14 protein-coding genes are annotated in these 16,323 nt (G+C 36.5%); 2 read left to right on the top strand and 12 right to left on the bottom strand.

What is annotated here, in order from left to right; translation table 11 throughout:
- The 5 genes from BIW15_RS23295 to wecA all read right to left on the bottom strand — a co-directional run.
- The coding region (locus BIW15_RS23295; RefSeq protein ID WP_218673962.1) for a hypothetical protein at window positions 1-531 on the bottom strand (531 nt) is incomplete at its 3' end.
- Entirely contained in the window at window positions 524-1,813 is a 1,290-nt protein-coding gene (locus BIW15_RS23300; protein WP_077281694.1) for an O-antigen polymerase, read from the bottom strand. The genes BIW15_RS23295 and BIW15_RS23300, both read right to left, overlap by 8 nt.
- Before the next feature lie 79 nt (window positions 1,814-1,892).
- Complete coding sequence (wecC, locus tag BIW15_RS23305) at window positions 1,893-3,158, bottom strand: UDP-N-acetyl-D-mannosamine dehydrogenase (protein WP_077281695.1); 1,266 nt, start codon at window positions 3,156-3,158, stop codon at window positions 1,893-1,895.
- Between the two features lie 21 nt (window positions 3,159-3,179).
- On the bottom strand, window positions 3,180-4,304 hold the full coding sequence (gene wecB, locus BIW15_RS23310; protein WP_025632467.1) for a non-hydrolyzing UDP-N-acetylglucosamine 2-epimerase: 1,125 nt from the start codon (window positions 4,302-4,304) through the stop codon (window positions 3,180-3,182).
- A gap of 50 nt (window positions 4,305-4,354) precedes the next feature.
- Window positions 4,355-5,434 (bottom strand): UDP-N-acetylglucosamine--undecaprenyl-phosphate N-acetylglucosaminephosphotransferase, encoded by a 1,080-nt coding sequence (gene wecA / locus BIW15_RS23315; RefSeq protein ID WP_077281696.1) that lies wholly within the window; start codon window positions 5,432-5,434, stop codon window positions 4,355-4,357.
- Window positions 5,435-6,582: 1,148 nt separating this feature from the next.
- On the opposite strand from wecA, the gene BIW15_RS23320 reads away from it, so the two are divergent.
- Both BIW15_RS23320 and BIW15_RS23325 read left to right on the top strand, forming a co-directional pair.
- Window positions 6,583-7,899 carry an MBL fold metallo-hydrolase gene (locus BIW15_RS23320; protein ID WP_025625825.1) on the top strand — a complete coding sequence of 439 codons (1,317 nt, stop codon included), beginning with the start codon at window positions 6,583-6,585 and terminating at the stop codon, window positions 7,897-7,899.
- A 239-nt stretch (window positions 7,900-8,138) separates the two neighbouring features.
- On the top strand, window positions 8,139-9,146 hold the full coding sequence (locus BIW15_RS23325; protein WP_025577742.1) for a sugar transferase: 1,008 nt from the start codon (window positions 8,139-8,141) through the stop codon (window positions 9,144-9,146).
- A gap of 116 nt (window positions 9,147-9,262) precedes the next feature.
- Here BIW15_RS23325 and BIW15_RS23330 read toward each other — a convergent pair whose 3' ends face one another.
- From BIW15_RS23330 to BIW15_RS23360, 7 genes are all read right to left on the bottom strand, one after another.
- Window positions 9,263-10,009, bottom strand: coding sequence for a glycosyltransferase family 2 protein (locus tag BIW15_RS23330; protein ID WP_025632461.1), 747 nt, complete (start codon window positions 10,007-10,009; stop codon window positions 9,263-9,265).
- A gap of 10 nt (window positions 10,010-10,019) precedes the next feature.
- Window positions 10,020-10,529, bottom strand: coding sequence for an acyltransferase (locus BIW15_RS23335; RefSeq protein WP_025632458.1), 510 nt, complete (start codon window positions 10,527-10,529; stop codon window positions 10,020-10,022).
- 9 nt (window positions 10,530-10,538) lie between these two features.
- Window positions 10,539-11,693, bottom strand: a complete 1,155-nt coding sequence (locus BIW15_RS23340) for a glycosyltransferase (RefSeq protein WP_134956573.1) — start codon at window positions 11,691-11,693, stop codon at window positions 10,539-10,541.
- A gap of 15 nt (window positions 11,694-11,708) precedes the next feature.
- Entirely contained in the window at window positions 11,709-12,740 is a 1,032-nt protein-coding gene (locus tag BIW15_RS23345; RefSeq protein ID WP_025499220.1) for a polysaccharide pyruvyl transferase family protein, read from the bottom strand.
- 14 nt (window positions 12,741-12,754) lie between these two features.
- A complete protein-coding gene (locus tag BIW15_RS23350; RefSeq protein ID WP_158083700.1) occupies window positions 12,755-13,861 on the bottom strand; it encodes an EpsG family protein in 1,107 nt (368 codons plus the stop codon).
- A 146-nt stretch (window positions 13,862-14,007) separates the two neighbouring features.
- Complete coding sequence (locus BIW15_RS23355) at window positions 14,008-14,886, bottom strand: glycosyltransferase (RefSeq protein WP_021486842.1); 879 nt, start codon at window positions 14,884-14,886, stop codon at window positions 14,008-14,010.
- A 15-nt stretch (window positions 14,887-14,901) separates the two neighbouring features.
- Window positions 14,902-16,158: an O-antigen translocase gene (locus BIW15_RS23360; protein ID WP_031812724.1), complete on the bottom strand. Its 1,257-nt coding sequence runs from the start codon at window positions 16,156-16,158 to the stop codon at window positions 14,902-14,904.
- Between the last annotated feature and the right edge of the window lie 165 nt (window positions 16,159-16,323).

Below are 16,323 nucleotides of genomic sequence, written 5' to 3' on the forward strand. Positions count from 1 at the left end.
TACGATAAAAGAAAACAATATGAACAAAAAGGAAAAAAATAATATATATATATAATCTTCGACCGTAATATTATTACATATAAGATATAAGGTGCAAATAAGTAAAAATGGAATGAGACTTTTTATTGAAGATGTTATTGCGTAAAATACAACATCTTTCTTGGCTTGTAAGAAAGATGCGATAAGCTGGAAACCTATCAGAGAAACGCTTAGAATCGCAACTAAAAAAACACTAGTTGAGTTATATGAAAAAATAATAAATAGGACGATAAAAGAAATGCTAGCAAAAGCAATCAGCATAGTTGAGTAAAATAAGCTCAGGTTACTCATACCATATTTCGCAACTTTTCTTAATAAAGAAATATTAAGTCCAGAGGTAAAACTCGCAGCTAACATAGACCAAGCGAGAACTCCTGCATATATAGCATAATCATTTTTACTTAAAATTCTAATCAGCAATAAGGTTAAAATAATCTGACAAAACTTAGAAATTAAGTCTGCTGCCAAAACCTTTTTTATAAAATTAATCATTAGCGCTTTTTTGTCTATAAATAAATGATATAAGAAGGAGAACAAACAACGTTTTCACAAAGGTATTAAATGCGAAAGAGAACTCCATTTGAAAACCAGAAAAAGCGAAAGTAAATAATGACGTATATATTATAACTCCGGTACTTTTCTTGAGATCTATTGTCTTATATAGTATCTTAATGAATGCAGTAACAAGAAGAAAGAATGGGAATACACCTAAAATACCATAACTATAAATAACCTCAGCCGGCCAGCCTGGGTTTATTTTCGTAATATTGTTATAACTTGATATTAAACTAAGTTCTTTACCAAATTCATTCCCTATAGAAACTTGACCTTTTTCTGAATAAAGAGCCCTAGGAATAAGCGATAGTAGTGCATGTTCTCCGACTTGGTAAAATGGCTCACCATCAGAATAATAACGTTTATATATGGTATGGTTAGTCATGATAAAAGGATTACCAATTCTGCTTATTATCGATTGTGATATACCTGTAAGGCTATCAGAGTTAATCTTCTGTATAGCTTCTAAAGAGCTTATTGATTCTCCATGACCAGATAAATGTTTTGCCTGTGTAATCCGAACAGATGTCATAATAAAAAAACAAAAGAACAACATCGAGCCTAATAAAAACATTTTCTTTAAATTTATTTTATTAAAAATACAATAAATAAGACAGCAAACTATAACAGGGTATATTATTCCAAACCTTCTACCTTGAAAAATTGCATATGAAAGCATAATAACAAGAGATAGCAAAAAAACACTTCTAATTAAAAATGTTTTGTTATCTCTCCCAAAATATAAAGCACATAAAATAGGAAATATAGAAATATCAAAATTTGAAAAATATTTTGTAATAGAAGAGACTGCTGTGACCTCTGCATACTTATCCTCTATGACAGCAGATCCAGACAAAATCATTTGAAACTTTGAAATATAGCTAATAAAAAGAAGAATAAGTAGTAGGTATATTACACTTGGTTTTATATCCCAACCATTTTTTTTAATTTTAAAGAAGTCTAAAAAAAAAGTTGAACATATAACAGAAATCAATACCATTGTGACAACAATATTGCTAATGAGGATTTCTTCTGGATATATATAATAGTAATTATTACTGGCATATAATATTGATATGTATATGCTTGGCAAAACAAAAAACACCATAAGACCAAACATATAAATCTTATCAATGTGTATTAATTCTTTTTTTATATTTATTAGATAAAGAAAAATTGAAAGTGAAAAATTTACCAATATTAGCAGTTTAATTTCCATTCATAACTCAATCTATATTGAATGCACAATTTATATTCGCAGGATGGATAATTAATACATCCTGCGAATCGTAATAAGGTTACCACACCCCTTTAGTATCTACTTTAATACCTGTAGTAATACAAGCTTCTTTGAACTCTTTATGATCAACCAAAAGTACATGAACATCACTTTCTAGTTTGGCGATATCAAAGTCTAGTAGCTCAACACTTTGAAGGTTTAAAGGTAGTTTCTTAATATTAGGTTCAACGGCTATTACTCTACCAGAATGCATCGCTGCAATTTCTTTAGTAATGTCCATGGCAGGGCTCTCACGTAGATCATCAATATCCGGTTTAAATGCTAGCCCGTAACATGCAACAGTGACTTCCCTAGCCGTCTTATCCGGATTCGCTTGCAGAAACTCTGCAATCGCCAGTTTAACTTTATTGATAACCCACTCTGGCTTGTTATCATTTACTTTGCGAGCAGTATGAATAAGCTGAGCTTCTTTTGGAGTATTGGATACAATAAACCATGGGTCCACCGCTATACAATGTCCACCCACACCAGGTCCAGGCTGTAAAATATTCACGCGAGGGTGACGGTTTGCCAGTTCAATCAGTTCCCAAACATTAATATCTAACTTGTCACAAATAATGGAGAGCTCGTTGGCAAAAGCAATTTGAACATCACGCGAACTATTTTCTGTTAATTTTGCCATTTCGGCAGTGCGCGCATTCGTTACTACACACTCCCCTTGAACAAATGTTTTGTAAAGTTCAACAGATCGCTCAGAACAACGGGCTGACATACCACCAATAACTCGATCATTTTCTACCAGTTCACGAACCACGTGGCCTGGTAAAACTCGCTCAGGACAATGGGCAATGTTTACATCAGCATCATTACCATGGGTCTGAGGAAAAGTAAGGTCAGGACGCATTTCCGCTAACCATGCAGACATTTTTTCTGTAGCACCAACCGGAGATGTTGACTCTAGAATTACTAGATCCCCCTTCTTCAGCACCGGAGCTAAAGCTTTACTCGCAGCTTCGATATATGATAGGTCTGGTGCGGGAACATCCCCTTCGTCACATGGTAAAAAAGGCGTTGGAACAGCAATTAAAAAAGCATCTGCCGGTTCAGGTGTAAGAGTCGCTTTGAGGTAACCTTCTGTCACCGCAGCACTCACAATCATATCTAGCTCAGGCTCTACAATATGAATTTTACCTTGATTGATTGTCTCAACTGCTTTTGAATTTACATCAACGCCAATTACGTTTTTCTTACGAGAAGCGAACATTGCCGCTGTTGGTAGACCAATATATCCTAAGCCAATTACTGAAATTGTTTCAAATGACATAATTTATTCCGATATTAAATTTTATTTTGCTAATGTGTTTAAAATTCTTTGACAAGCTTTGCCATCACCATATGGGTTATGTGCATAACTCATTTCTTTGTACGTCGCTTCATCTTTTAATAAGACTTCTAGTGCGGTAATTATCTTGTCCGTATTTGTGCCGACTAATTTTACCGTACCTGCCTCAACCGCTTCTGGTCTTTCTGTCGTATCACGCATCACTAAAACTGGCTTGCCTAACGATGGCGCTTCTTCTTGGATGCCGCCAGAATCGGTTAAAATGATATTGGCTCGGTCCATCAAATAAATAAATGGCAGATATTGCTGCGGTTCTATCAATAAAACATTGTCAATATCACCCAATATTCTGTTAACTGGCTCACGCACATTCGGATTTAAGTGCATTGGGTATAAGATTTGAACATCTGGATTACTTTTCGCAGTTTGCGCTAAAGCTTCACAAATTCTTTCAAAGCCCCCCCCAAAACTCTCTCGTCGGTGTCCTGTAACTAAAATCAACTTTTTATTTTCGTCTAAGAACGGAAATTGTTCCTCTAGCTGAGATTTTAGCCATGTATTGGTTTCAATTTTTTCTCTAACCATTAGTAATGCATCGATTACTGTATTACCTGTTACATATATATCTTCTGGACAAAAATTTTCTCGAAGTAAGTTATCTCTCGATGTTTCAGTAGGAGCGAAATGATATTTCGTCAAAACACCAGTTAGACGTCGATTGGCTTCTTCTGGCCAAGGAGAATATATGTTTCCTGTGCGAAGACCTGCTTCAACATGGCCTACTTCTATTTGTTCATAATACGCTGCTAAACTCGCAGCAAACGTGGTAGCCGTATCCCCATGCACTAACACCACATCGGGCTTAAAATCTTGAAGAACAGGCTTTAATTCTTGAATAATTCTGGCCGAGACATCATTTAAAGTTTGTCCTACCTTCATCAAATTAAGATCATAATCAGGATTTATCTCAAATAATTCTAAAACTTGATCTAACATCTCTCTATGTTGCGCGGTAACGCAACATTTAGATTCATAACGTGGATCGTTTGATAGAGCATGAACTAAAGGTGCCATTTTTATAGCTTCAGGACGCGTTCCAAAAACTGTTAAAATTTTTTTCATTGTCATTATTTTTTCCTAGCCAAATATAAAATAAAAATAATTTTCCTATATGTAACTTATAATTGCTCAGTGGTAATTCTATGACGCTTTTTCCAAACATTTAACCAAGAAGAGATGCGCCAAATATGGCTAATTACCGAGAAATAGCATGCAAACAAAATCAAGAAAGCAATAAACATTATTGATTCACTAATGCCAACAAAATCAGCCCACAAACCGATAGCGGCACAAATTGATGCCATCGAACAGATGAAAACTAACGTTGCACCTGGAGACAGCCCAATACGCTGACAAATATGGTGTAGATGCTCTCTGTCTGGTTGGAATGGTGACTGACCTTTACGAATACGACGGATCATAATGGTTGCCATGTCCATCAACGGTAAAGCTATCAGCCACAGTGCTGTGACTGGCTTGAAGGCTACCGCTCCTGGTTCTTGCGTGCCGCGAATCAGCATCCAGACTACTGTAAAGCCGATAAACATACTGCCAGCATCACCCATAAAGATCTTAAAGCGACGACCAAGTGGGAAACCTAAGTTCAGGAAGATGTAAGGAAGCATCGCAGTCACGATCATTAAACAGATCGTAGCTAAATATTCGTTTCCGTTGTAGGCAAATACAATACCTAATGCTGTAAAGGTGACAGAGGCTAACCCGCCCAGCAAGCCGTCTATGCCATCAACCATATTAAATGCGTTAATTGCGCCTATTACCGCAATAACGGTGATCACTGCGCCAGCGACTTCATTAAGGGCAATGGTTTCGCTCCCCATTAAATAGCCTAAATCGTGTAAGCTGTGACCTCCGATGTAAATCATCGCAAGGGATATTCCGGCTTGGATAATAAGGCGAATTTTGAAACTTACATCGTAGTAGTCATCTAATGCACCGAGCACTATAAGCACAGCCGAACAAGATAAGTAGAGTGATAGGTTGTCATTCATTGGTAGGAACAGAAGGAACCCGACCAGTATAGTAGAGAAAATGGAGATACCTCCCACAAGGGGTACTACTCCTTGGTGGAGCTTTCTTGCATTGGGTTTATCTACTAGACCTACGCGCTTAGCAACTTTGCGCATAACAAAAAGTAGAACGAACGACAAAATAAATACAAATAAATATGCATTATTCATGATAGCCAACTGTGTTATTAAATAAGTTTGAGGTAAATCTATAACGCATCCGACTGATTTCCTTTACGGATTCCATTGCATCACAGGTCCGATACTGCTAATTCTTGCTTCGCTCGTATCTAGACACGCCGAACTCTAAGAATGAGCAGGTGATTTTTGGGCGTGACAAAACCACATTAGCCAACGTGGGTTGTAACGCATTGCAAACGCTAATTTCTAATATTGAATATGTAAGTAACTGAGTTCCACCAACACTAGCTCGTGACGGCCATCGGTTCTCAGCCTTTTATAGGCAGGCCAAATACAAAGCTGAACATACTAACTGACGGTTTGGACCGGTAGTTAAGTACTTCTATAAACCTAGTATTTGGTTTTGATAGGTATGAGAAATGGAGATTTTAATTGTAACCTATGCCTAACCAACATTTGCTCGCCACTTTGTTAGCTTTGAGCGTCCCTCTGACAAAAGGGAATTACATAAATTTGTAATAGTTCTCGTTTTTTATAAATCAATCTTGCCAGAAATGCACTTAGATGCTTATTATTATTAAAAGTTATTTCACTTTTCAGATACTTAGCTTTAGAAACCTCGGAGTTATAACGACTTCGGGCACGCTACCGCCCCTAGGTCTGGCTCCTAGAGGCAATTGAAATGTTCACGATTTAATCGGTTGCATCTCCGATCTGGTGACGAATTGTATAGTAAACTCGTTGCAACGAAAAGCCATTCAATCGAAAAGCTTACAAAAAAATAGCTCTTTCCTGACACTTAAAGCGTCAGAAATGTGTCGGTTTTATAAAATTATAATTATCAGACGCCCATTTACGTAGTTAGGACTAAGCAGCCAGTGACGTTGATTCCAAAAGCTTAAATGCAAATAATTGCAATAACATGAATTGCATCACAAGCAGTTGCAACTTAACACAGTCAAATTTATGACGAATATCTAAGTCTCTCTAAACTTTCAGTTTTGCCATTTTCTTTCTCCTATTTTGCTTGCCTACAATACACTCACTTATTCACTATCTGCCTGCTTACCCTACCTACTGAGCGATTTACCAAATCGCTGCCAAATAGTGAGGTTTGGCTACGTGTAATATAGATACTCACAAGCGTAAGCTAGCAAAGGTAAAAGCGTCGTTTTGTTATGAAAGTACTGCACCACGGTGGGAAAAATACGGTTACTGGCTCTTGCCACGAGCTCGTGTTACAAAATGGAAGTGTGCTGATCGACTGTGGTTTGCTACAAGGTGAAGATAATGCTCAGCGGCAGAGTTTGAATATCGACTTTTCTATCTCTGATCTCAAAGCGGTTGTTCTAACCCATTCTCATATCGATCATGTTGGTCGGCTACCTTGGTTATTGGCTGCTGGCTATAAGGGGCCTATTTACTGTACGGAAGCCTCCGCTGAGCTCTTACCGCTTATGTTAGAAGATGGATTAAAGCTCCAACTAGGCATGAGGCATCATCAAAGGGAAAAAGTGCTCGATTTTATTCGAACGCTTATTCGCCCTTGCCCTTATTCCCAATGGATAGAGATTGAAGAACATGCCTCTCTTCGCTTTCAACCAGCAGGACACATTTTAGGGTCTGCATATGTTGAGTTTCGTTTATCAAACAATGAGGTTGTTGTGTTCTCAGGGGATTTGGGCTCTCGTAACACGCCTCTCCTACCGGATCCGGTATCGCCTGAAAAAGCTGACTATTTGTTTATCGAGTCGACATACGGCAATAAAGTTCACGAAGATGTAGAGTCTCGCAGTAGGCGATTGCTTTCTATTATTGAGCATGCACTTCAGGATGGTGGCGTAATTGTTATACCGGCTTTTAGCGTCGGGAGAACTCAAGAGTTACTCTTTGATATAGAACAGCTTATTCATGAGCACGCTTTGCAAGATTCACTGCCTATTATTCTTGATTCTCCTTTGGCTAAAAAGGTAACTAATACCTATCGCCAATTTAAAAAGCTTTGGGGAGCAGAAGCGAAAGAGCGGCTCGAGCATCACCGACATCCTCTTGCATTTGATCAATGTATTATGGTCGAAAGCCACACTGACCATTTAAAGCTCGTGAATCGACTCGCGAGCACAGCAGAAGCTGCTATCGTAGTTGCGGCCTCAGGAATGTGTGAAGGTGGACGAGTCGTCAATTATTTAGAAGCTTTGCTGCCTGATGAAAGAAATGATGTGCTATTTGCCGGCTATCAAGCGGAAGGGACTTTAGGTCGGCGTATCCAAGATGAAGCAGAAAGTGTATTGATTGAAGGTAAACGCGTAAAAGTGAAAGCTCAAGTTCATACGATGTCAGGCTACTCTGCACATGCCGATATGAACGACTTAATACAATTTGTAACTGCCATTCCCACTCCTCCTAAGGAGGTTCACCTTATACATGGTGAGGAAGATTCGAAAAAAGCACTTTATCAACAACTAATCAACCTCGGATATAACTGCGTATTATAGTGAATTAGATAATTATTTAATTTCGAGACAATATAATATATCGCAAACATAGTTTGTCGAATTCATTGATATAGTAACGTCAAGATTCAAAAACAAGCCATAGGTAAGGACTCAGGTTCAAGAAAATTCTCAAAGTTACAAGCATGTTCTGGATTAAGGGATATAATTTCTATACGAATTAAATTATAATCGCCGACTTGTAAGCAATTGGCTAGCCGAAAACAACTTATTCCATTCCTATGACAGACAGTATGAGCGACACGCTTCAAGAACGAGAAGCAACTGAATTAGCTAAGAATAATTCTATCAGCATAACATCAACATTGGACGAGTTATCAGCAAGCGAAACCGATGCTTGTATTTATATCTACTGTCCAAAAGAAGACGAAACAAAGATTGCTCAGGTACTTAAGAGACATCCTGAGATTAACGCTCAAGTTAATAACTATGCCCTTAGGGATTTCAAGAGTAAAACGCTTTGCCACTTCAAAAGCTCACACCTAAACCCTGAGCAGCAGGCGTTTCTTGTAGCTGCGACAGAACTAGGCGCTTGGGTTGAGCCTTTAGTGAGCTACTTTGATCGTTCACTTGGCTACACTGAAACTGAGCTCTTGCATAGCGGCTACTTCTTACACCAAAAAGCTTTTTCTATCCTCTCTAATCGTAAGAACAGCTGGCAAAAGCGCTTTATTGATTTATTGTTTGTTTTTATGCTGTCGTGGGTTGCTATCCCAGTAGGGCTTATTACGGCACTGCTTATTAAGCTTGAGTCACCAGGCCCGGTATTCTTTAAGCAGCGTCGTACTGGCCAATATAATGAAGAGTTTGAAGTGATTAAGTTTCGCTCGATGCGAAACGATGCGGAAAAGAATGGTGCCCAATGGGCAACTAAAAATGACGCGCGCGTAACGAAAGTCGGCTGTTTTATTCGTAAGACTCGCATAGATGAGCTCCCTCAGTTAATCAATGTACTAAAGGGAGAGATGTCGATGGTTGGCCCACGCCCAGAACGCGAGGTGTTCATCTCTGAATTGGAAAAAGCTATTCCTTACTACCGCTTTCGTCACGCAGTGAAACCTGGGGTAACTGGCCTAGCCCAAGTAAAATACCCTTATGGTGCATCAGTAGAAGATGCCATCTGGAAGCATAAATACGATATTTACTACATCAAACACCAAAACTGGATGATGGAAGTGAAGATTCTTTTCCTTACGGTTAAAACAGTGTTGTTTGGGATGGGTCGCTAGAAAACGGCGAATTAAATCGAACGGATCACAGGTATAAAAAAGAGCAGCGCCTTACGGTAGCTGCTCTTTTTGTATGCGTATTTTGTGTTACTAGGTTCTACCGAAGATTAGCGAGACTAAGACTTGCGCTTAGTTCGGTGTTTCATCGTACCTTTAACGGCATAGACAGAAAATGTAAATAGACTTCTTGGCAAACTCAAGCCTACTACGTCTCTATAGAACTTCCATTGATATGACAAAACGCTAAATTTGTTAGCTGTCATACCACTATCCATCCGATACTTTGCTAATGGCTTAGGTAGACAGTAAGCTTTTGGTGTCTCTTTCAATATATCTAACCACAATCCCATATCCTGACGCTTACGAATAAGAGGCATATAGCGCTTACCTAGTTTCTGTGTATCGTAAACGGCAGTTAGGCATCCGATAACGTTACTGTACATGAGTTTTTTGTACGTTGTATATTCTGGCGCAGTTACAACGCTTAGCTCTTCTTCACTATTAAAACGGCTATAGTGGGTGTATGTGAGTGGATAGTTATTCTCCAGCATGAATGGAATCTGCTCTGCTAGTTTGTTTTCCATCCATAAGTCATCAGAATCTAAAAATGCAATGAAGCGACCTTTTGCTTGTTCTATAGCGAAATTACGACTAGCACCAGCCCCTAGATTTTCTTTATTCTGATAGACACGAATATTGTCGTACTTATCAGCGTATGTTTGAATCACTTTCCAAGTATTATCGGTAGATCTGTCATCTACTATTACAAGTTCCCAGTTTTTGTACGTTTGGGATAGTACACTTTGAATGCTTTCTACAACTGTTTGCTCAGAGTTGTAAGTTGGCATGATTATAGAAACCATAGAAGTCAATTTAGAGCTCCTCTTTGATCAATCTAACCGGACTACCTGCATACAGGCCTACTGAAGTAAGCTTCTTGTTGACGTATGAGTTTGCTCCAATCAAGCTACTATGGGGAATATTTGCTCCAGCGCCGACAACAACATTACCAGCAATCCAAGTTCCTTGGCCGATAATAATCGGGGAACCTGTCGGTTTTCCAAACCTGTAAGATCCGTTCTTCTTAGTGTGATTTGACGAAACAAGCAAAGTATTAATACCTATTAGAACTTCATCATGCAAAGTTATTCTTTCGCGAGCATTTATAACAACGCCTGTTGCTAGAAAGACATTCTCTCCAACACTTAAATTCGCCAAGCCTAATATCCTGACGCTAGAAGCAACCTGAAAGTTCTTACCACAACTAGGCATGAAAAAAGAGTATAACCACCCTCGGAACCTCATTATAATAGGAGCATCAGGAAAGAAAAAAGTCCCCCCCCAAACAAACCAACTGTACAAAAAGTTTAGTCTTTTCTTCATACTTAACCCTTAGCCTTTCTTGAGAACATTACTAATAAATGAGTCCAATGTGTAACCTTCAATCAAGTTTCGCCTATTAATATTATTGATATCTGATAGGTCGAAGTTTTGAACAACTGACTTCAATGAAGCCTCAAGCGCTTTTTTACAATTGGGCTCGACTAAAACCCCTAACGAATCATTTCCATCGATAACATCACGGACATAACCAACATCAGTAGATATACAATATAAATTGTTATATAGGGCTTCAATTAATGTTCTAGGTCCAGTTTCAGAAATGGATGGATTTACAAAAATGTTATGCTCCTGATACACCTGATTGAGTTTAGGACCATTTGGAATAAAACCTAGAAATTTAACATCACCTTCAATATGCAATTTTTTAGTCAAACATACTAATGATTCTAAAGTTGGACCATTGCCAACAATAGACAAGGAAAAAGACTGGCTTGCATTTTCCTTTTTTAATTCGGAGAAAGCCTCAATCAATAACTCTAAACCTTTACCTTCTTGAAGACGAGAAACACAAATAAAGTTAAAGCTTTCATTTGGCAATAGATTAGGTGAAGAGAATTCATCAGTAGATAAAATACTACTTTCTACCAAAACATCAATTTTCTTTCTGATAAAAAAAGGAACATTTTTTAGTACAGAACTACCATTAGCAGAGCAGAAATTAAAATAAGCACTAAGTGAAATAAGAAAATACTCTGGATAAAAAATTAATATTTTAAATAGATTTTTAAGGAAGTCATCTTTCATTCTACCCCTAAGCACCTCTAAAGGATTTGAAGTAAAATGATAATTTAGAACTTGATCTTTTTTCAGTATAGCGGCAAACCAGCTAAATGGCTCTGGTGTTCTTAAGTAAACAAAGTCTGAAACAGAAAGGAGTTCTTTCATCCCATTCCAAATTGAATGGCTTTTTTTTAAGGCGCCTAAATAGGAATTAAAATCAGGTAACTGTATGAGTTTTACGTCCTGAGTAGAAACAAATTCAAAATTTTCTGGGATATCATGATTCCTAGATGAGGAACATAGTAATGTAACCTGTTCTGTTTTTTTAACGAACTGATCAAGATACTTTTTATGTATTCCTTCGACATAAAACCCACCATCAGAGAGAAATATATTCCAGTTGGCATAAATACCTAATTTCACATCAACCTCAAACAATTAAAAATGACTATTAATGAATTTTCTAGTTTCTTTTTTAGTTCGTTCTCTAAATTCAACAAGATCTTCGGAGTTAATAATATCATCAAAAGACTTAAGTTTATTTGAAATAGGGAATGTAATGACTCTACAGCCACTATTTATAGCCAAAATCAAACCATGCATACGCCCAGACACAACAAGAGACACCGACTCTAAATTACTCTTATAATCATCCAAAGTTTTATTATAGAGAATATCAAGATCGACATTATGTACTCTCTTTATATATTCTTTGAAAAGCTCACATTCGACGCTATCTTCTTGAGTAGTATAGGTCAACACGACATTGGAGATTGATATGTTGTTCTTCCTTAAAAACTCCAACCATAAATTGTAATATTCATCCCGTTCAAGTTTGGAGTTATACATATTATATACAGAGTGCGCAGTAACACCCAAAGCGATAAGAGTCTGTTTTTCAGGACAAAATGTTAAGACTTTTTCAGTAAATACGACATCTCCAGAAACCACTGACTTCACACTATATAAATCGTCTATCATCTTAGATGATCTGTTATCTCTGACGTTTATACCATCTGCATTATTTACAGCCCAACTAATAAGTTTGTCTTCTAACCAAGAATAACTTCCTCCATAACCAACATTAGAAAAGACTATTTTCTTATTGAGCTTCTTTGCAAGATAAACCCAAGTGAAAGCAGCAATACTAAATCTGCCATGAAGCAGTAACTGCCCCCCACCAACGACTATTAAGTCAGGCAAGTTCTTATCGATACATTTCTTGATTCGATTATAGTTTCTAAAAAACCAAATTAGGTTCAGAGGAAGAATTTTTTTAAGAAATCCTTTTAAAGGACTTACATCTTGACCAGCGTTAATGGTATTCACATTTTGAGACTTAGAAGTATAGTCTTCACACACAACATCGCAGCCAATTTCATTATTAAGAAACTTTTCAAAAGCAACATTAATAGCTTGGTCTCCCAAATTATTACAAGTACCCCTGTTAACTAATAATACTTTTTTCATTATTGTCTCTTGTTTTATAATTTGTTTTCATTTTCTTTATTTGAAACCTTAGGTAACGAGAACCTATCGATCTTAAAAGCTCTGTCTTCAAATAGTGATGGAATAAAGTAGAACGGTTTCGTATCAAACATTGTGTATCTTTCATAGTTTAACTTGGAGAAATATGTTGAGTTAAACAGACTGAAGACGAGTATAGGGAAAACTAACCCCAAACATAGCTTAGTTCTACCCAAATAGTTAAAGTATAAAAAACCAGTTAATAATGCATAGATAGGCATAGTAACTCGGAAAGACAGGCTTGGTAGGTAAGATGTACTCATAACAAAGATTGTCATAGCTAAAAATGGGTAAAAACTCTTATCTAACTTTCTTCGAACAAACAACACTGTAAATGGCACCAAAAAGAACAGAAGGCCTTTAATGTTTGTTATTATCGATTGAGACATCATTCCAGAATCAAGCATCCCTGATAAAGCATATGTAAGCTTTGTCATAATCACATTATTAAAATTAATAGATGTGAATATTTTCACGTTTACCAAAATAAAAGCACTCACTAGCATACTAGTCAGAATGAACAATTTTAGTTTTTTTGAGCTTTTATTTTTAATTACAAAAAGAGAAAGTGGATATATTACTATGCTAGATAGATGAAATGTACATGCAATGGCCAGAAATACATACTTAAACTTCCCTAAGGAGAATATTGCCAATACTATAAATAGGCTCGCATAACCCTGTCTCATTATCAAAAACACATAGTTAAGCTTGAAAAATATTAAAGAAAGACCAAGTATAAAGAAAAAATCGCGAGCCTTAAGATTATAATACTTAACAATTTTAAGGCAAACAAAAACCAGTAAAGAAAGAATAAAAACAATATGAAACAGCTTAAATACGTAGGGAAGTGGCTCTCCCACAATACTATAAATGAATAAGTTTAGTAATGGGACACCAACTTCAATACCCCCAGAGAATTGAAATATTGCATCACTGTAGTGACCATTATAAATTTCCAAGTAGTTATTATAATACGTAGTGAAGTCATCGCCTCGTACAGCAAAGTGTTCATTACTCATCGCTGTTACGATGATTCCTAGAAGCGCAAACGCACTACTCACTAGCATTGACCTAAATTCAGCATTAAAGCTATAACTCTGAATAAGAAGAAGAGTCACGGACAAATAAAATGAAAAGAATGGCGAGAATGCAAAAACTGCAACTAGTAGTAAGCAATAGAATAGGAATAGTAACTTATCTGTCATTTTCACTGAAATAATTTGTTTAAGAAAACTCGATTCGTTATCAACTTAAAGTATATGGCTATTTTTTCTATTCCTTTACTTGCAGCTTTATCTTTTACCAAACTGATATAATCAATCCATTCATTCACTAACTTTGTGTCCGTATCTGATATAAGGCCTAACTTTATTGCTTTCTCCATATCTTGAAGATATTGTTTTTTTATTCTTTCATGCTTCATTTTAACTAAATTTGCAGGAGCTGATAATGAACTACCATGAATTCGATAGTAAATGCCAGGATGATTGATAATCATCCCCTCTCCCAAATATAAGCCTCTAAGCAAGAAGGGGGTATCTTCCGTAGGGCATGTTGGATCTAATGCATCAAATGAGTCTATAATGCTTCGTCTAAACACTCTTGACGCACCACTAGTAACGATTTTTTTGCCTGAAGTGTAGTCTGCAAGCGTAAAACGCTGATCACTCTCTAAGTCGCTCAAGCGCCCAATCTTTTCTCCACTCTCATCAATCTTCTCATCATTAAAAGATAAAAACGAAACTTGTTCATTTCTAATAAAGCACTCTACAGCTTGGCTGACTCTTGATGGTAAAGACAAATCATCACCCGCAGCTATAGCAATTATTTCTCCTGTAGCCTTACTCAAAGCAATATTTACATGTTGAGCAATACCTGAGTTCTTTTCGTTTCTATTTAAAATAATATTTTTGTTTGGATATTGAGCACAAGTTCTCTCAATAATTTCGAATGTATCATCATTCGAGCAATCGTCGGAGAAAATATATTCAATATTTACATAATCTTGTTCAAGTGCAGACCTTACTGCCGACTCAATAAAGCCTGACTGGTTGTAAGCAAGTAAAACAAAAGAAACCTTTTTCATATTTTATACCTAGTTCTATTTATATTTTGTCCTGATAATCCGACTCATCCAAAACATCATTATAAAGAAATAAATCAAGTAGTTTAGGAAGTAAGCAAAGCTTAGTCCCTCCATTCCCATATTGTTCACAAAATAAAAGCATAAGAATGTATACGATGCAGAGAATGCTATTTCGGAGATAACAAACTCTTTCGTCATTGACTTAGAAAGCATCAAATATGAAATGAGCCATGAAGACATTTTTAATACGTTACCTATCAACTGCCACTTAAATAGCACTAACATAGGATAAAAGTCTTTTGTAAAAAGAGCCCAGATAATAAAGTCTTTCAATAGATAAACAAAAATTGAAATAATAGACACAAGTGGAACTATTACTAGGAAGCCTATCTTTAGCTCTTTTTTCAACTCACTTTCTAGTTTTATTTCAGACAACCTTGGAAGATAATAAGTAGCAAGAGCTGTAGTAATCACTAATAAGTAAGTTGAAGAAATATAGTTCATTGCTTGCCAATACCCAGCGGCATCCCAAGATACATTTTCACCTACATAATTTCGAATGAATATCATAGACATTGGAACTGCCAATGTCGATGCAAGCGTCATCAATGTATAGTTTAATAACCTTCTACTAGTTTTCTTGTCAAACTTTGATGTGAAGTTTTTTATTATAATTTTGTTGTGCTTTCTTAACTTAATTAATAAGACAAAGCTTACTAAAGATTGATTTGTCACCAATGCAATGAGAGCACCATCTAATCCATAAAGATATACCAGAACCAGCGTTAAAATTAATCCAACAATACTTTGTGTAATATTTATGGAAATATAAGTTCTAATTTCCTTCAAACCATTTAGTATGGATAGTACCAATTGATTTAGCGAAAACAATGTTATTGTGATAGCAAACAAAGAAAAAACATAACTATATTCTTCTGTATCAAAAACATACTTCGACATTTCATTAGAGAATGTCATCATTAGAATGCTAGTTATAATTGAACAAAGTAATGTAATTTTAAGAGCAGTGCTCCAAATCACCTTTGTATTGTCTGTATCGTCTGCATATTCAGCAGTATATTTAGTTACTCCTGAATTGATCCCCCCTTGCGCAAAAGCGCGGATCAAGCCTTGACTATTCTGCAATTGGCCAATTAATGCAAGACCGGAAGGCCCGATTAATACAGAAACAGCTTTGTTGATAACTAGGCCGGAGAGCATTTTTATGCCAGTAGCAAGAAAGCTAAGCATAGATGTTTTGAGTAAGTTCACTTAAAACCTAATTTTTTGTTTTTCTTAACTCAAAAACCAGGCCCCCTAGGTTGGCCTGGTTTTATAATTAATTTAAAGAGAGAAAGAGTTCACTGCATCAACCACAACATTTCTCTCTTGCTCACTCAAGTAGGGCGACATCGGCAATGACAGCACCTCATTTTG

It is taken from the genome of Vibrio sp. SALL6 (assembly GCF_002002385.1).
Lineage (GTDB): Bacteria > Pseudomonadota > Gammaproteobacteria > Enterobacterales > Vibrionaceae > Vibrio > Vibrio parahaemolyticus.